The organism is Agarivorans sp. 2_MG-2023, from assembly GCF_030548085.1.
Classification (GTDB): Bacteria; Pseudomonadota; Gammaproteobacteria; order Enterobacterales; family Celerinatantimonadaceae; genus Agarivorans.
The window spans coordinates 22,913-40,571 of the sequence record NZ_JAUORQ010000004.1 but is presented as its reverse complement, the minus strand read 5'-3'; the positions used below and the strand labels follow the sequence as shown (position 1 = coordinate 40,571).

At 43.1% G+C, this 17,659-nt stretch carries 14 protein-coding genes; 5 read left to right on the top strand and 9 right to left on the bottom strand.

Going from position 1 to position 17,659, the window contains the following annotated elements; all coding sequences use genetic code 11:
• Nucleotides 1-126: 126 nt before the first annotated feature.
• Nucleotides 127-1,716 carry an ABC-F family ATPase gene (locus Q4549_RS07200; RefSeq protein WP_137674732.1) on the top strand — a complete coding sequence of 530 codons (1,590 nt, stop codon included), beginning with the start codon at nucleotides 127-129 and terminating at the stop codon, nucleotides 1,714-1,716.
• A gap of 64 nt (nucleotides 1,717-1,780) precedes the next feature.
• Here Q4549_RS07200 and Q4549_RS07195 read toward each other — a convergent pair whose 3' ends face one another.
• Nucleotides 1,781-2,710: a LysR family transcriptional regulator gene (locus tag Q4549_RS07195; RefSeq protein WP_303551104.1), complete on the bottom strand. Its 930-nt coding sequence runs from the start codon at nucleotides 2,708-2,710 to the stop codon at nucleotides 1,781-1,783.
• Nucleotides 2,711-3,035: 325 nt separating this feature from the next.
• Here Q4549_RS07195 and Q4549_RS07190 point away from each other — a divergent pair, with 325 nt between their 5' ends.
• Entirely contained in the window at nucleotides 3,036-6,317 is a 3,282-nt protein-coding gene (locus tag Q4549_RS07190) for an Ig domain-containing protein (RefSeq protein ID WP_303551107.1), read from the top strand.
• Nucleotides 6,318-6,454: 137 nt separating this feature from the next.
• On the opposite strand, the gene purB is transcribed toward Q4549_RS07190, so the two are convergent.
• From purB to Q4549_RS07170, 4 genes are all read right to left on the bottom strand, one after another.
• Complete coding sequence (purB, locus tag Q4549_RS07185; protein ID WP_303551109.1) at nucleotides 6,455-7,822, bottom strand: adenylosuccinate lyase; 1,368 nt, start codon at nucleotides 7,820-7,822, stop codon at nucleotides 6,455-6,457.
• 18 nt (nucleotides 7,823-7,840) lie between these two features.
• Nucleotides 7,841-8,467, bottom strand: coding sequence for a high frequency lysogenization protein HflD (hflD, locus tag Q4549_RS07180; protein WP_303551112.1), 627 nt, complete (start codon nucleotides 8,465-8,467; stop codon nucleotides 7,841-7,843).
• A 5-nt stretch (nucleotides 8,468-8,472) separates the two neighbouring features.
• Nucleotides 8,473-9,576 carry a tRNA 2-thiouridine(34) synthase MnmA gene (gene mnmA / locus Q4549_RS07175; RefSeq protein ID WP_137674737.1) on the bottom strand — a complete coding sequence of 368 codons (1,104 nt, stop codon included), beginning with the start codon at nucleotides 9,574-9,576 and terminating at the stop codon, nucleotides 8,473-8,475.
• 76 nt (nucleotides 9,577-9,652) lie between these two features.
• The gene (locus Q4549_RS07170) at nucleotides 9,653-10,285 is read right to left on the bottom strand and encodes a pseudouridine synthase (RefSeq protein ID WP_303551116.1); all 633 of its coding nucleotides are present in this window, start codon (nucleotides 10,283-10,285) and stop codon (nucleotides 9,653-9,655) included.
• A gap of 214 nt (nucleotides 10,286-10,499) precedes the next feature.
• Here Q4549_RS07170 and Q4549_RS07165 point away from each other — a divergent pair, with 214 nt between their 5' ends.
• Nucleotides 10,500-12,722 (top strand): NADP-dependent isocitrate dehydrogenase, encoded by a 2,223-nt coding sequence (locus Q4549_RS07165; protein ID WP_303551118.1) that lies wholly within the window; start codon nucleotides 10,500-10,502, stop codon nucleotides 12,720-12,722.
• 144 nt (nucleotides 12,723-12,866) lie between these two features.
• Here the strand turns inward: Q4549_RS07165 and cspD are convergent, their stop codons facing one another.
• Nucleotides 12,867-13,082, bottom strand: a complete 216-nt coding sequence (gene cspD / locus Q4549_RS07160) for a cold shock domain-containing protein CspD (protein WP_137674740.1) — start codon at nucleotides 13,080-13,082, stop codon at nucleotides 12,867-12,869.
• A 192-nt stretch (nucleotides 13,083-13,274) separates the two neighbouring features.
• Here cspD and clpS point away from each other — a divergent pair, with 192 nt between their 5' ends.
• Nucleotides 13,275-13,592, top strand: a complete 318-nt coding sequence (clpS, locus tag Q4549_RS07155) for an ATP-dependent Clp protease adapter ClpS (RefSeq protein WP_137674741.1) — start codon at nucleotides 13,275-13,277, stop codon at nucleotides 13,590-13,592.
• A 35-nt stretch (nucleotides 13,593-13,627) separates the two neighbouring features.
• Complete coding sequence (gene clpA / locus Q4549_RS07150) at nucleotides 13,628-15,880, top strand: ATP-dependent Clp protease ATP-binding subunit ClpA (protein WP_303551121.1); 2,253 nt, start codon at nucleotides 13,628-13,630, stop codon at nucleotides 15,878-15,880.
• A gap of 69 nt (nucleotides 15,881-15,949) precedes the next feature.
• Here clpA and infA read toward each other — a convergent pair whose 3' ends face one another.
• From infA to aat, 3 genes are all read right to left on the bottom strand, one after another.
• Nucleotides 15,950-16,168: a translation initiation factor IF-1 gene (gene infA / locus Q4549_RS07145; RefSeq protein WP_016401030.1), complete on the bottom strand. Its 219-nt coding sequence runs from the start codon at nucleotides 16,166-16,168 to the stop codon at nucleotides 15,950-15,952.
• An 83-nt stretch (nucleotides 16,169-16,251) separates the two neighbouring features.
• Nucleotides 16,252-16,935: an arginyltransferase gene (locus tag Q4549_RS07140; RefSeq protein WP_303551124.1), complete on the bottom strand. Its 684-nt coding sequence runs from the start codon at nucleotides 16,933-16,935 to the stop codon at nucleotides 16,252-16,254.
• On the bottom strand, nucleotides 16,935-17,627 hold the full coding sequence (gene aat / locus Q4549_RS07135) for a leucyl/phenylalanyl-tRNA--protein transferase (protein ID WP_303551297.1): 693 nt from the start codon (nucleotides 17,625-17,627) through the stop codon (nucleotides 16,935-16,937). Before aat ends, Q4549_RS07140 begins: the two co-directional genes overlap by 1 nt.
• Between the last annotated feature and the right edge of the window lie 32 nt (nucleotides 17,628-17,659).

The window sequence follows — 17,659 nt, the reverse complement described above, 5'->3', positions numbered from 1 at the left end:
ATGTGATCGTTGTCGTTAAATGTGCGATGTTTAGTCAAGTTGTGGCATAATGCGCGACCAAACTTTTTAGCAAAGTGATTACACGGCAAATTGGCCGCGGTCACTAAACCATGCGGAATATTTACATTGCTTACTTCTTCTAATATCACCATGCAATTTGGCGCTAAGCCATTATTTGAAAATGTCTCAGTTAAATTTGGCGAGGGTAATCGTTATGGCCTAATTGGGGCAAACGGTTGTGGTAAATCGACCTTTATGAAGATATTGGGTGGTGATTTAGAGCCAAGTGGCGGTAATGTTTCTAAAGATCCCAACGAGCGCATCGGTAAGCTAAAACAAGACCAGTTCGCTTATGAAAATAATGCGGTTATCGATACCGTGATTATGGGCTATGAAGAGCTGTGGGCAGTTAAGTCTGAACGTGATGCTATTTATGACAACCCTGAAATGACCGAAGAAGACGGTATTCGTGCCGCTGAGCTAGAAGCCGAGTTTGCCGAAATGGATGGTTACACCGCTGAAGCACGTGCAGGCGAGTTATTATTGGGTGTAGGTATTCCCATTGAACAGCATTATGGCCCAATGAGTGAAGTTGCGCCGGGCTGGAAACTACGTGTTTTGCTAGCTCAAGTATTGTTTGGTGACCCAGACATTATGTTACTCGACGAACCTACCAACAACTTGGATATTAATACTATTCGCTGGTTGGAAGGTGTGTTGAACGAGCGTAACTGCACCATGATCATCATTTCGCACGACCGTCACTTTTTAAATAGCGTATGTACCCACATGGCTGATTTAGATTACGGCGAACTGCGCACATTCCCTGGCTCGTACGACGAATACATGACCGCTGCTACCCAAGCTCGTGATCAAATGCTGTCTGACAATGCTAAGAAAAAAGCGCAAATTGCTGAGCTTAAAACCTTTGTTAGCCGTTTCTCTGCCAACGCCTCTAAATCTAAGCAAGCTACGTCTCGTGCTAAGCAAATTGATAAAATCCAACTGGCCGAAGTGAAGCCTTCAAGTCGTCAAAATCCATATATTCGTTTTGAAGAAGAGAAAAAGTTACACCGTTTAGCTGTACAGATTGAAGGTTTAGAGAAAACTTACGAAGAGACCTTATTCAAAGATTTAGATCTAATGGTTGAAGTGGGTGAGCGTATTGCTGTTATCGGACCTAACGGCATTGGTAAAACTACGTTCTTAAAGTGTTTGATGGGCGACACAGAATTTGGCGGCAGCATTAAATGGTCTGAAAATGCGCAGCTTGGCTACTATGCACAGGATCACTCAGCTGACTTTGAAGAAGATAAAAACTTGATTGATTGGATGTGGCAGTGGGGTAAAGAGGGCGACGACGAGCAAGTAATGCGCGGTACTCTAGGGCGTTTATTATTCTCACAAAATGATATTAAAAAGTCAGTAAAAGTCATTTCTGGTGGTGAACAAGGCCGTATGTTGTTTGGCAAAATGATTTTACAAAAACCAAATGTAATGGTGATGGACGAACCAACCAACCACTTGGATATGGAATCTATCGAATCATTAAACTTAGCCTTAGAAAACTACCCTGGCACGTTAATCTTTGTAAGCCACGACCGTGAGTTTGTATCAAGTTTGGCTACACGTGTGATTGAGATGACGCCAGAAGGTATTGTTGATTTCCATGGCACTTACGAAGAGTACTTAGCGAGCCAAGGCCTAACGGCTTAAGTTTGCTTTGAATCCTTAAACAAGAAAGCAGCCATTGGCTGCTTTTTTTATTCCAAAAATATACTTATTGTTTTGCACAAGATTTGGTGAGTGCATTTAACCATTGTATTAAAGCTGTATGACTAGCTGAGCGTGGATAGCAGGCATTAAGCCAGTAATGCTTACTGTATTTGCTTTGCTCAATATCTAACTCCACTAAACGGTTCTCTTTGGTGGCAAGAGAGCGACAACCACCGCTAACGAAGGGGTGCTGTTGAAGCGTGCTAATTAAGTTCTCCACTGAGTCGGTTTCTGCCAATTGCTTAAAAGGTAAACCTTGCTCGCTCATCAGTTGCTTAATTTTGCTATAAGTATCGTTCCAACCAACCACCGAAAACTTTATAAAAGACCAGTGTTGTAACTCTTCTAAGCGAATTTTTCGCTGTAGTTTCGCGAGAGGGTGATCTTCTCCTGCTAGCATCACCATGGTTTGCTGGCTAATGGGTTCTTGATGAATAGTGGATGGAAACTCGTTGTTATGGTATTGAATGCCATAAGATATACGGTTATGTTGAATATCAACTTCAGCGCCTGGATACCACGTTTTAAAACACCAAGTAGCATTGGGAGCCTGAGTTAATATTGCTTTGGAAAAAGCGCTTCCGTATTGGTGGCTAAAAGTACTGTTTAGTGCAATTGAGTACTGTTCAGTTAACTGCTCTGGTAAAAATTCTGCTTGTGTAGAAATAGTCGACAATAAGGCATCTAATAAATGGGGTACTCTTAAGTAAATTCGCTGACAATATGGTGTAGCAATGAGTTGATTATTACTTCTTACAAATAAGGGATCGTTTAGTATTTGTCGTAGCTTATCTAATCCCCTGGCTACCGCCGATTGAGATACGTATAACTGTTGTGCCGCTTTGTAGGTACTGGATGTTTCATATACCGCACGTAATATTCTAAGTAGTTTTAATGACAACTGGTCATAAGCTCTGGTGTCTAATTTTTGCAAAATCTCTCCTAATATTGCCGCGCACTATAAGTCGCAAACCGACTTAATTGAAGTCTTATTTAGCGTTAACTTGTCTTAGGGCAAATAAGTAGAATTAGCGCGATTTTTTAATGACTTAACGCTCGTTTTAACGACAACTTCTGAACAGTGTTTAACCGCCAGGTTATTTGTTAGTCATTGTTAATCACTCGATTATCCAAACCTCAAATTTGAGATTAAGTCTGCCGGTAGGGTATGGCTTAGTGGCGTTTTTGGCTTGTATAGACCCGTAAACCCTCGAGTTAGAAAACTTGAGGTAATCTGATCCTATAACAAGGTTGTATTGATGAAGAAAGTTAGTTTGCTAACGGCTGCAGTGGCCTTAGCGTTGTCTGGTTGTGGCAGTGATTCAAATGATTCACCGAGCAGTCCTTCGCTGTTCACCGTGACCGCTATTGATGGCTATTTAGCCAATGCAGATGTGTACGCTGGAGATAGTTGTGAGTTAAGAGTGGGCGCAACAGATGACAAGGGAGAACTGTCATTATCGGCAGAGCATGCAGACAAAACCATTTGTATAAAAGCGATTGCTGGCGTAACCGTTGATTCCAACCGAGGGGTAGTGGTAGATGAGTTTGAATTAGCGGCTCCAGCGGGTTCTGCAGTAGTTAGTCCAATGACTAACCTAGTGGTTGAGCAAATGATTGCTGACGACAGCTTAAGCCAAGAGCAAGCTGAAGCCGCAGTGGTAGATTCGTTTAATAGCGAAGATTCTGACGTGGTGTATACCGAGCAAGACATTTTTGGAGACTACATTGAAGCGGCTGAAAGCGGGGACGAAAAGGCTGAAGCGGTTAACATTGTAGGTGAAACTTTAGTTGATAATGATGATGTTTTAGATCCGTCTGAGCAGCTAAAAGTAATTGAAGATGTGTCAAAAGAGACATCAGAAATTATTGCTGACCCAGCGAAAGATTTAGAGCACTACTCTCCGGTTGTAGTGGTTGACCCAACAAATGGCTACGAGAAAGTAGAAACAAATTACCGCCCATATGTAGATCTGGAGCAGTTACCCGCTCCGGTTAGCATTGAGCTAGGTGAAAGCGTTGATCAAGACGTAAGCCTTTATTTCAACGATGCTAACGAAGCAGATGTACTTAGCTATTCAATGGATGCCTTTGATAGTGGTTTAAGTATCGATTCTGACTCAGGCATTATTAGCGGCACGCCTCAAGTCGCAGGGCAGTTTACTTTATATGTTTATGCTAGCGATCAAAAAACACGCTCATACCCCTTGGTCCTTGAGTTAAATGTTAGTTCGCCTAACCAAGCGCCAATGGTTAATACTGCCACGCAACAACAAATTCAAGAGCAGTTACTCAAACTCGAACTTAGAGCTAATGAGCAAGTAAACGAAACAATCGATCTAACGCAACTATTTGAAGATGATGATGCGCTTATTATTTCTGCTGATTCTAATGTACCGGGGTTAACACTAAGGGTTGAACAAGAGCAGTTACTATTGGGTGGTACACCGACCACACGCGGTGACTTTGTGTTGTCTATTGGCGCCAGTGATTCAATTAATGCTGAAGTAAGAGCTCACTTTGCTATTGCTGTAGCAAAAGCGTTTAACCACGCCCCAGAAGTCAACAAAACTGCTCAAGCCCTAGTACAAGAGCAGCTAAATGCATTAGAGCTTAAAGTAGCTACATCGGTTGACTCTGTTATATCGCTGAGTGATCTGTTTACCGATAATGAAGATTTCACATTAACGGTAAGCACCGACGTGCTTGGCTTAAGTGCAAGCTTGGAAGCAGATAACTTACTACTAGTTGGCACTCCAACTAAGCAGCAAACAGGCCGTTTAACGGTATCTGCTACTGACAGTGAAAACCCAGCAGTAGATAGTAATTTTGCTTTAGTGGTTGCCGCAGCAGATCTACCGGTAGATCCCGTTGAACCAGTGGTTCCGGTAAAGTACCGATTTAAAGAAGAGCACTTTGCTAAGGCCGGCGCGTGGCGCATGGGCGAAGTAGGCATGGATCATGATGGGATTGAATTTGGTTGGGTTTCGCTGCGTATCGTTGACGGTGAAAAACAATTTTGTTGGAACCCTCATGAGCATGACATTAAAGATGCCGCCGATTTAGTTGACGTAGAAGCAAATCCACCCGCTGAAGAAGAGTGGCGTTGTGACCCGGTTACCTTGAATCAAGATGGTAGTTTAAGCATGGCTGGAGATGACGAAGGAGATGCTGACTTCTCTTTTGTCGCCACCTTTGAATATGCCAAAGACAACCATTACCAGATCATGTTTGCTATGGATAATGAGTTATTCTGGCTCGACAGTAATGATATACCGTTTACTCACACTGCAGCAGTGCCAGTCGCTAACAATACTTTATATCAAGCAATTGAAGATCACCCCGATGGGACTGATATATTCTTACAGCAAGTTGTTTACAAGCAAACTAGCCAAAATATTTATGTAAACTCGGCGCTTAAAGCGGGTAGCTTCGAAGCAACGTGGCCACATCATAATTGGGGCGAACAAGGGTTTAGTGGAGACTGGACTGTTACTGCTGAAAATGACATACAACGATTAAACCTAAGTAGCTCAGATGAAGGTGATTTCACTTGGGTTTACATGCGCACCTTTGGTGAGGGTGAGCAGGCGTTAAGTATCATTTATGACCAAGCTGAGGGCGAATCGCTTTTTACTTTGCTGGAGTCAGAAAACTTAACGCTTATCGAAAGTACCATTCAACAATGGAACCCATCACAAAACCCTGAACACAATGTCGAAGCGTTGATTGGTAAGAACTGGTACTACACCGAATATGGTAGTGACGATGGTGATGATTCTACCAGCAACTTCACCCGTATTTGGTGTGATACAGCGTTGTTTGAAGACGGTAAGATGTTTATGAACCGTCGTAGTCCAGAAAATTTAACCTCTTGTGATACACAAGCAGACGTTGAAGTGGGCGAGTACAAAATTGTAAACAATAAACTGTCTATCCGTATTACGGCTGAAGTTGACGATACAATAAGTGCAACGCAATTTGAGTACACCGAGCTATTTATTCAAGCCCTTGCTGATGATCTATCAGAGGGCGCGTTTATGGTTGAAGCGTTCGGAGGCGAACGTTATGCCTATTATAGTGATTTGCAAGAAGCGGAGAAACGCTTACAAAGTAAATCCAGTGATACTTGGTTCAAACGTGCATTCGATTTTTACTTACCTAAAAGTGAAGCATTACAGTATCAGCTAGGTACGGTGTCACTATCGATGAAAAAAGACACTAGTGACCTAGGAGCGTTGTACGATGCGGATCTTTACTTTGATCCTGCGAATGGTGAAAGTATTAGCTGCTCTACGATAAGAGAGTTTTATAGTGCTTTTACCTTAAACGGCCCAGATGGTTTTAGCGTTACCAGTACTGAATGTTTCGATTTAGTTGAAAATGGCGTGCAATCAGCGGCATATGACTTTGATTTTAGTCGAGCTCTGAATGATGGAGATACTTATAGCTTCATTGGTAAGGTAAAAGACGACCAAAGCCAGTTTATGGAAGCGGTTAAATACAATATGCAATGGGTAGAGACTATTTCTGCAAATTAACTGTTAGGGTTTTCTAGCATAGATACTTTTACACAAATCCCTGCCTCTATGGCGGGGATTTTTCTTTTTGGTGTTTAGCCTTTAGATACAAAAAAGCCAGTAGCGTTGCTACTGGCTTTTGATAGTGAGCCTAGCGTTTAAAGCTGGTCAACTAACTTAACCGCATCGCCAATGTAGTTGGCAGGGGTCATTTTCTTCAGCTCATCTTTCGCTGATTCTGGCATATCTAAACCGTCGATAAAGTTGCGCATTGCTTCGGCGTCCACTCGCTTACCGCGAGTTAACTCTTTCAGTTTCTCGTATGGCTTTTCAATACCGTAACGGCGCATAACGGTTTGTACTGGCTCGGCCAATACTTCCCAGTTGCCATCAAGATCTTTCAATAAGTTTTCTTCGTTTACTTGCAACTTGCTTACGCCTTTAAGCGTAGCTTGATAAGCAATTAGCGAGTAACCCATTGCCACACCAAGGTTACGTAATACCGTAGAATCGGTAAGGTCACGCTGCCAGCGAGAAACCGGTAGTTTAGCGGCTAAGTGACCAAACAATGCGTTGGCGATGCCTAAGTTACCCTCAGAGTTTTCAAAATCAATTGGGTTCACTTTGTGTGGCATGGTTGAAGAACCAATTTCACCAGCAATGGTTTTTTGCTTGAAGTGACCAAGGCAGATATAGCCCCAAACATCGCGGTCGAAATCTAACAAAATAGTGTTAAAACGGGCAATGGCATCGTACAACTCGGCAATGTAATCGTGCGGTTCGATTTGCGTAGTGTAAGGGTTCCACTGAACACCTAAACTGGTAACGAACTCTTCAGAAAACTGGTGCCAGTCTACCTCTGGGTAAGCAGAGATGTGAGCGTTGTAGTTACCTACAGCACCGTTAATTTTACCTAAAACTTCCACTGCTTCAATTTGCTTAAGCTGGCGACGTAAACGTGCTACTACGTTAGCCATCTCTTTGCCCATAGTACTTGGTGAAGCCGGCTGCCCGTGAGTACGAGACAGTAACGGTGTTTCACGCAGTTCTTTAGCAAGATTGGTAATCGCATCAATTAGCTGTTGCAGGTAAGGCACTAATACTTCGCTACGTGCTTCGCTTAGCATTAAGGCGTGAGACAAGTTGTTAATGTCTTCAGAAGTACAGGCAAAGTGAATGAACTCAGATACGGCGTTAAGCTCTGCGTTACCTGCTACTTTTTCTTTAAGAAAGTACTCAACCGCTTTAACGTCGTGGTTGGTAGTACGTTCAATCTCTTTAACGCGAGCAGCATCGGCTTCGCTAAAGTTATCGTTAATGCTATCTAAAAAAGCAATGGCTTCAGGAGAAAAGGCAGGCACTTCTGCAATGTTGTTTTGCTGGGCAAGTTTTTGTAACCAACGAATTTCTACCCTTACGCGGTATTTTATTAAGCCAAATTCGCTAAAAATACTGCGCAGTTCAGAAGTTTTATCCCCGTAGCGTCCGTCTATCGGGGAAATGGCTGTCAAGGCCGACAGTTCCATGGTGTTCTCCTAAATTAACTAATCAATGGTGTGTAAAAGTGTTGATGTTTGCTGTAAATAATTCTTTCTTGAAAACAGTAGTTGGCGGCGTTGTCCGCCTAATTGGCGCCACAGTACACAAGCACGAATACCGGCTAAGAGTAATGCACGCACTTTGTGTTGAACCACCGGTTGTTGTAAGTAACTCACGTTACCGGCAACTTGAATGCGTGGCCCTAGCGGGCTAATAATGTCGCTATAGATATCAGCGATGCCGCCTAATACTTGTTGGTCGAGTAGGTTAAAATGCTGTAACTGGCGATCGAGTTGGGTAATCCGCTCGCCCATCATATTCATAAGATCTGGGCGTTTGTTTAAACGTCGTTCCAGCGCCAATAAGCTAACCAAGTAACGAGTGATTTCGGCGTTGCGCTTTTCTTGTTGGCTACTAAGCTGAGCGTTCATTACGCCTAAACCTAGTTTTAGCTCTTCCAATGAACCAAACACTTCAACCGTTTGATCAGGGCTGGTAACCAAAATACTGTTAAGGCAGGTACTTAAACCGGCTTCTTCACAGTTACTGGTGCGAGCAACGTCTTGTACCAGCTTGGCCGCTTGGCAAATGCCTGCAAAGGCAATAACACGATCAGATAGAGGATTACTCATAAGCGCTATAGGCCAATTTTCTGTTCAATAATACCGCCACCTAAACATACTTCGTCTAAGTAAAATACCGCAGATTGACCTGGCGTAACGGCAATTTGAGGCTCATCGAAAACGACTTTAATTTCGTCATCGCCTTGCGGGATAATGGTGCAGGCTACGTCTTGCTGGCGGTAACGGATCTTAACGCTGCAACGCAACTCCTGCTTAATCACTTTGCGGTCAACCCAATGTAGTTGCGCGGCGATTAAAGCTTGTGATTTAAGGCGAGGGTGGTCATGACCTTGGCCAACAATAAGCACATTACGCTCAATGTCTTTATCTACTGTGTACCATGGCGTTTCGTCACCGTCTTTGGTGCCGCCAATACCCAAACCTTTACGTTGGCCTAGGGTGTGGTACATCAAACCTTGGTGAGTACCAATTACTTTGCCTTCGCACGTTTCTATATCACCTGGTTGAGCGGGTAAGTACTGAGCCAAAAAGTCAGTAAACTTACGCTCACCAATAAAGCATATTCCGGTGGAATCTTTTTTATTGGCGGTGATCAAACCTTGTTCTTCGGCGATTCGGCGAACCTCTGGTTTTTCGATTTCACCAACAGGGAACAACGTTTGAGCCACGTGCTTCTCTTCTAAAGTATACAAAAAGTAGCTTTGGTCTTTGTTGCTGTCTAAGCCACGTAACATTTGCCAATGGCCGTCTTTAAAGCGGCGTTGCACGTAGTGACCGGTTGCGATGTAATCGGCAGACAGTTCTTCTGCGGCAAATTCCAAGAATGCCTTAAACTTAATTTCCTTGTTACACATAATGTCTGGATTTGGCGTGCGACCCGCTTTGTACTCTTCTAAGAAGTGTTCAAACACGTTATCCCAGTATTCCGCTGAGAAGTTTATGGTATGAAGTTTAATACCTAATTTGTCACACACAGCTTGGGCATCGGCTAAATCTTCAGCCGCTGCACAGTATTCGCTGTTATCGTCTTCTTCCCAGTTCTTCATAAAAAGACCTTCAACCTGATAGCCTTGCTGAATAAGCAAGTAGGCTGAAACTGAGGAATCAACGCCGCCGGACATACCGACAATCACTTTTTTAGTGTTGTTTGAGTTCATGCTAACTAGTTGGAAAAAATTTGGGGCGAATTCTACCAGAAAATCTGTGATGAAAACAGCATTTCACATAGCCAAACTATGCTAGTTGATCACCAATTAATTGTTGGTACTCACCATTGTTGATGCCATCTAAGGTATAGCTACCAATTTGATAACGTACCAAGCGTAGAGTAGGGAAACCAATCGCTGCTGTCATGCGCCTTATTTGCCTATTTCTACCTTCTTTAATGCTAATGCTGAGCCAGGTAGTAGGGATAGATTTACGCTCTCTAACGGGCGGATTGCGTGGCCAAAGGTTTGGCTCGGCTATTATTTTTATTTTGGCGGGTAAACAAGGGCCGTCTTTGAGCGTTACACCGCTACGTAGTGGCGTTAAATCTTGCTCTGTTGGCGCACCTTCTACTTGTACCCAATAGGTTTTGCTGGTTTTGGCTTTAGGGTTCGCTAATTGATGTTGCAGCTTTCCGTCGTTTGTTAACAGTAGTAACCCTTCGCTGTCTCTATCTAAGCGGCCAGCGGCATACACTTCTGGAATATCAATAAAGTCTTTTAAGGTGGCTCGGCCCTGGCCATCGGTAAATTGGCTGAGTACGTCAAAAGGTTTGTTAAATAAAACTAAACGGCGTGGGCCGTTGAGCGGTTTAATGGGTTTAGCTTCAGCCTTTCGTTTAAAACGGCGCGGCTTTGGCGCTTTTGCAAACTTATTCATAGCGTCGATTGTAACAGCTAATGCATGTACCACTAGTAAAACAATGTTAATGCGTTTGTAAATGGTTTATTATTTTGGCCGAATTATTGGACGGTCAGTTGCTAATAACAGCAGCTTATTTGCTTTTATATGTAAAATTGACCACCTCGCGGACTCGATCATTATTCAAAAAATGGCAGCCGTAGCGAGAGCAACCACAACTTTAGGGACCGACATGACGTCAAAGATTATTTATACCTTAACGGACGAAGCGCCAGCCTTAGCCACATATTCATTGCTACCTATTGTACAAGCGTTTACCGGCGCTGCTGGTGTACACGTAGAAACCCGCGATATCTCTTTAGCGGGTCGCATTATCTCTAGCTTTCCAGAATGCTTAACTGAGCAACAACAAATCTCAGACGCATTAGCAGAGTTAGGTGAATTGGCGAAAAAGCCTGAAGCTAACATCATCAAGTTACCTAACATTAGTGCTTCTGTTCCGCAGTTAAAAGCGGCAATTAAAGAGCTTCAAGCTCAAGGTTATGCCTTGCCAGAGTACCCAGAAGAGCCAAGCAACGACCAAGAGCGTGACGCTAAAGCTAGATATGACAAAATTAAAGGCAGTGCTGTAAACCCGGTACTACGTGAAGGTAACTCAGACCGCCGCGCGCCTGGTTCTGTTAAACAATATGCTCGTAACAATCCACACTCTATGGGTGCTTGGGCTAAAGATTCTTTAAGCCATGTAGCCAGTATGGAGCAAGGCGATTTTTACGGTAGTGAAGTATCAGCAACTATTCAACAGGCTGGCACTGTAGCGATTCAATTAAAAACTGACGCTGGTGAAACTATCACGCTAAAAGAGGCTTTCCCTGTATTAGCCGGTGAAGTTATTGATGCTGCGGCACTGAATGTGGCCCAGTTATCAGCCTTTATTGAAGCAGAAATAGAAGACGCTAAAGCAAAAGGTATTTTGTTTTCACTTCACATGAAAGCGACCATGATGAAGGTGTCTGACCCAATCATTTTCGGCCATGTAGTTAAAGTATTCTTCAAAGATGTATTTGCTAAATACGGTGAGTTATTTGACGAGCTAGGTGTAGACGTACGTAATGGTTTAGGCGATGTATACGCTAAAATTCAAAGCTTAGACAGTGCACAACAAGAAGAAATAAAAGCCGCTATTGAAGCTGTTTACGCTGTGCGTCCTGCGTTAGCGATGGTGGATTCGGATAAAGGGATTACTAACCTGCACGTACCTAGTGACGTGATTATTGATGCTTCAATGCCTGCAATGATCCGTGCTTCTGGTCAAATGTGGAATAGCGACGGTAAGCAACAAGATACTAAAGCGGTTATTCCAGATCGTAGCTATGCCGGTATTTATCAGCAAACAATCGATTTCTGTAAAGAGAATGGCGCATTTAACCCAACGACAATGGGCTCTGTAGCTAACGTTGGCTTAATGGCGCAAAAAGCTGAAGAATACGGTTCGCATGACAAAACCTTTGCTGTTCCTGCGGCGGGTACGGTTGAAGTAATTGATGCAAATGGCCAAGTAGTACTTAGCCAATCAGTTAATCAAGGCGACATTTTCCGTATGTGTCAGGTTAAAGACGCGCCTATTCGCGACTGGGTAAAACTCGCTGTTAACCGTGCGCGCCTAAGCAATACTCCAGCAGTATTTTGGTTAGATGCAAACCGTGCCCATGACGCTCAGTTGATTACTAAAGTAGAGAGCTACTTAGGTGACCACGATACTAGTGGTTTAGAGATTAAGATCTTAGCACCTAATGATGCAACTCAGTTCTCGCTAGAGCGTGTTAAACTGGGCCTAGACACTATTTCAGTAACGGGTAACGTATTGCGTGATTACCTGACGGATCTGTTCCCAATATTGGAACTGGGTACATCAGCTAAAATGTTGTCGATTGTACCGCTAATGAATGGTGGTGGGTTGTTTGAAACGGGTGCTGGCGGTTCAGCACCGAAACACGTTCAGCAATTCGAGAAAGAGAACCACCTACGTTGGGATTCTTTAGGTGAGTTTCTAGCTCTATCTGCTTCTTTGGAGCATTTAGGACAAGTCACCAATAATGCTAAAGCTGCGGTTCTAGCTGCGACCTTAGATAAAGCAACGGGCATTTTCTTGGACCAAAACAAGTCGCCTTCACGCAAAGTTAAAGAGCTTGATAACCGTGGGAGTCACTTCTACTTGTGTATGTACTGGGCTCAATGCTTAGCCGAGCAAGAAGGTGATAAGGAGCTTAAGCAAGCGTTTGCAGCCATTGCTGATAAGCTAGTTGCGCAAGAGAGCGCGATTGTAGAACAGTTAAATGCGGCTCAAGGCCCAAGTGTAGACTTAAGCGGCTATTTCCAGCCTAATGCCGCTAAGGCGTCTGCAGCAATGCGCCCAAGTGCTATCTTTAACGAAATAGTTGATAGCTTGCGTTAATTTCGAGCTAAGCCATTTCAATAAGCCGGTACATTGTTATCGGCTTTTTTGTATCTGCTGATAAATGAGAGTGGGGGAGCTAGAAAATAAAATGCCAGTCATTAAGACTGGCATTTGGCCTAGCAGAGTATTGCTATTAAAAGGTCATTGCTGACTATCGTCAAAGACAATGCTAACAGCATGACTACCTTTCGGCCCTTGCTGAGTTTCAAATTGAACTGGCTGGCCAGCTTTAAGAGTGCGATACCCTTCCATTTGAATTGTCGAATAGTGAGCGAAGATATCTTCTCCGCCTGTATCCGGGCAAATAAAACCAAATCCTTTTGCGTTGTTAAACCATTTAACTGTACCGTTTGGCATACGACATTTCCCTATTAAATTTATCTACCAAACCAACTTGTTGGTCATTTTTGACGCAACTTTAAGTCAGCTGTTTAACAATTTAGTAAAATATTTACTACAGTCAAGTTTTCAAGGCATTTTTCTACTAGCCTTGTTAACTCAAAGCGGTTATGTTGAATACAGAAACGCGTTTTTACTACTATAGTTTTTATGAGCAAATTATCTGACTGGCTAGATGTTGAAGAATTCACCAAAGAGGCCAAAAGCGAGACGGCACCGCCACCAATGTATAAGGTGGTATTAAATAATGATGACTATACTCCTATGGAGTTTGTTATCGAAGTGTTGCAGTTGTTTTTTAATATGGATTTAGATAAAGCAACACAAATAATGTTAACCATTCATTATAAAGGTAAAGGAGTTTGTGGGGTTTTCACGGCCGAAGTAGCTGAAACAAAAGCTGCACAAGTAAATAGTTATGCTAAACAAAATGACCATCCCTTGATGTGCACCATGGAGAAAGCATAGCTACGTAGTATTGATTGTCTTTAGGGGGCCTATGCATGCTAAATAAAGAGTTGGAACAAACTTTAAACCAAGCGTTTAAAGAAGCGAGACAACAGCAACACGAATTCATGACGGTAGAACACCTGTTGTTGGGTTTACTAGAAAATTCTGCCGCAAAAGAAGCCCTAGTCGCGTGTGGGGCTAATCTCAATCAACTTAACCAAGAGTTAAGTAGTTTCATTGAACAAACCACCCCAATCATTCCAGAGGACGATGGCGAGCGCGAGACTCAGCCTACTCTAGGTTTTCAACGTGTGCTGCAACGTGCAGTGTTTCATGTTCAATCATCAGGCAACAGTGAAGTTAGCGGGGCTAACGTATTAGTCGCTATCTTTAGTGAGCAAGAGAGCCAAGCGGTTTACTTCCTTAAAAAAGCGGATATTAGCCGCTTAGACGTGGTTAACTTTATATCGCATGGTATTCGCAAAGATGATGAACCAAGTGCTGAGCAAGGCCCTGCAGCGGATACTGAAGCGCAATCTGAAGAAACTAAACAACTAGAGAGTTTTGCTAGCAACCTAAATCATTTAGTGTTGAAAGGTAAAATCGATCCTCTTATTGGTCGTGACAAAGAACTGTCGCGTACTATTCAAGTATTATGTCGTCGTCGTAAAAACAATCCGTTGTTAGTGGGTGAAGCAGGGGTAGGTAAAACCGCCATTGCTGAAGGGCTTGCTTATAGAATTGTTCACGAAGACGTCCCTGATGTCATTAAAGACGCTACTATTTATTCTTTAGACATTGGCTCTTTGCTTGCCGGTACTAAGTATCGCGGTGATTTTGAGAAGCGTTTTAAGTCGTTGCTAAAACAGCTAGAAAATGCTGAAAACGCCATTTTGTTTATCGACGAAATTCACACCATTATCGGCGCAGGTGCAGCATCAGGCGGCCAACTTGACGCCGCTAACTTGATTAAACCTCTTTTAAGCAACGGCTTATTGCGTTGTGTTGGCTCAACAACTTACCAAGAATACAATCAAATTTTTGAGAAAGATCGAGCGTTAGCTCGCCGTTTCCAAAAAATTGATGTGGTGGAACCAACAGTCGAGGATACCACTAAGATCTTGATGGGTTTGAAGAGTCGCTATGAAGCTCATCACGACGTACGTTATACCAAACAAGCAATGCGCAGCGCTGCAGAATTAGCAGCCAAGTATATTAATGAGCGTCATTTACCTGATAAAGCCATTGATGTTATCGATGAAGCGGGTGCTAGCATGCGAATGCTGCCGGTAAGTCGCCGTAAAAAAACCATTGGTGCCGGTGATATCGAAGCGATTGTTGCAAAAATTGCGCGTATTCCTGAAGCCAAAGTATCGTCTTCTGATCGGGAAACCTTACGCGGCTTAAACGATACCCTTAAAATGGTGGTGTTTGGGCAAGATCCAGCCATTGATGTATTAGTGGATGCGATTCGCTTAAACCGCTCAGGATTAGGTGCAGAACAAAAACCGGTCGGTTCGTTCTTGTTTGCCGGGCCAACTGGTGTCGGTAAAACTGAGGTTACTCAACAGTTAGCCAAAGCTATGGGTGTAGAGCTTATTCGTTTTGACATGTCAGAGTATATGGAACGCCATGCTGTTTCTCGCTTGATAGGAGCGCCTCCTGGCTATGTTGGTTTCGACCAAGGTGGTTTGTTAACGGATGCAGTACTCAAACATCCTCATTGTGTGGTATTGCTCGATGAGATTGAGAAGGCACACGAAGATGTATTCAATCTGTTATTGCAGGTAATGGATCACGGTACACTCACCGACAACAACGGCCGTCATGCCGACTTCCGCAATGTTGTTTTGGTTATGACTAGTAACGCTGGTGTGAAAGAAACTCAACGTTCAGCGATTGGCTTTAAAGAGCAGGATATGAGTTTTGATGCGATGGCAGAAATTAACCGTATTTTTGCTCCAGAGTTTAGAAACCGCTTAGATAACATTATTTGGTTTAATCACTTAGGTGAAGACATCATCGAGCAAGTGGTGGATAAGTTCATTGTAGAGCTGCAAGCACAGCTTGATGCTAATGGCGTATCAATGGAAGTGAATACAGAAGCACGTTTGTGGTTATCTGAACAAGGCTATGATCGCTCTATGGGCGCAAGGCCAATGTCTAGGGTTATTCGCGAACAACTACGCAAACCACTCGCTAACGAAATCTTGTTTGGACGTTTAAACCAAGGTGGCCATGTTGATATTGGTTTGAAAGATGGCAAGCTTGATTTTCAATATGAAGATGAAGTGGCTGAAGTATAAATCAAGCCAATATGCAAAAAGCCAGCGATAAGCTGGCTTTTTTAATTGTTGCTCACAACAATATGCGGATTAGCGCGCGCGGAAAACAATGCGCCCTTTTGACAAGTCGTACGGTGTTAGTTGAACCGTAACTTTATCCCCGGTTAAAATGCGGATGTAGTTCTTACGCATTTTGCCAGAAATGTGGGCTGTAACAACATGTCCGTTTTCTAGTTCTACACGGAACATTGTGTTAGGCAAGGTGTCTAACACTGTGCCTTGCATTTCAATATTGTCTTCTTTCGCCATTGAGTCCTCTGTTTGACACGCACTTATAAAAACGCAGGGAGAATGCCAGATTTACTGCCTTGTGTAAAGTTTATCCTCCAAATCTATTGCCATTTCCCATTAATAAATCGTTGATGTGGCAAATAGTTCCGTTTGTAGTTCATTTTTTTGCAGTTATCGACTTGATAACCCAAGTACAACCATGACTTATTGTTTTGTTGAGCGGCTGATATTTGCATTAGTACCGCCAAATTACCCAGTGACAGTTGTGCTAAGTTCGGCTCAAAGAATGTATATACCGCGCTGTAGGCATTTTCTTGTACATCGGTGACGCATACCGCTATCAGCTGGTCATTTAGAAACAGTTTTAGATATCGAGTATTTGACCACTCACAACTTAAAAACTGAAAAAATGACTCCTCGCTGGCAGGGTACATGCTGCCATCTTGATGCCGTGCGGCTATGTAACGTTCAAAGAGCTGGTAATCAACTTGATTAAGTTCTTCCTCCCATTGCATTGTCACTAGTTTGTTTTTGTTCAAAATACGTTTTTGAGAGCGGCTAGCGCTAAATGCTTGAGTATCAACGCGTAAGGACTGACAGGCGTGACAGTGTTCGCAGGCTGGGCGATATAGCTCATTGCCGCTACGGCGAAATCCTAAGGCCAATAACTGTGGGTAATAGTCGGTCTTTTGTTGAGAATTACATAGGGTAAAACATAACTGCTCTTTTTGTTCAGGTAGGTAAGGGCAGGGGCTTATTTGACTTAAGCCAATAGGCAATTGCATTAACGTATTTCCTGTGGCCGCCAGCAGTTTGGATTTAACGGTTTATCTTTGGTAGTTTTCAATAAACTTAGAAAATCATCTCTTGCTAAAGCTTGCATACCTAAACTTAGCAAGTGAGGGTTTTCTACTTGGCCGTCAATATAAACGCCACCATGAGCAGCAAAGTGCTGGCAGAAAAGGTGAAAGGCCAGTTTTGAAGCGTTGCTTACGGTATGGAACATCGACTCACCACAAAACACCTGGCCTACATTAACGCCATAAAGGCCACCGACTAATTGCTGTTGTTGCCATACTTCAACTGACTGAGCATGACCAAGTTGATGAAGCTTTATGTAAGCTTGGTACATGTCGTTGTTAATCCAGGTCTCACCTTCTCGCTGCAATGCACATTGACGAATAACCTGTTCAAAATCACGATTGATGGTGACTTTTAATGAAGATTTACGGATAAATTTACGCATGCTTTTGCTAATGGTATGGCTTGATAATTCTAGCCCAATTCTAGGATCGGGGCTCCACCATAATACTGGCTGCTCATCACTAAACCACGGGAAAATACCATTGTTATATGCATCGATTAGCCGTTTACTGCTCAGGTCAGCGCCTATAGCTAGTAGCCCGTTTGGATCGCTAAGTGCTTGGTGTGGGTCAGGAAAGGGTCGATTAAGATCTAGATATACCGGCTGCAAAATAACTTGGATGTAAAATGGTTATTGGCTGAGTA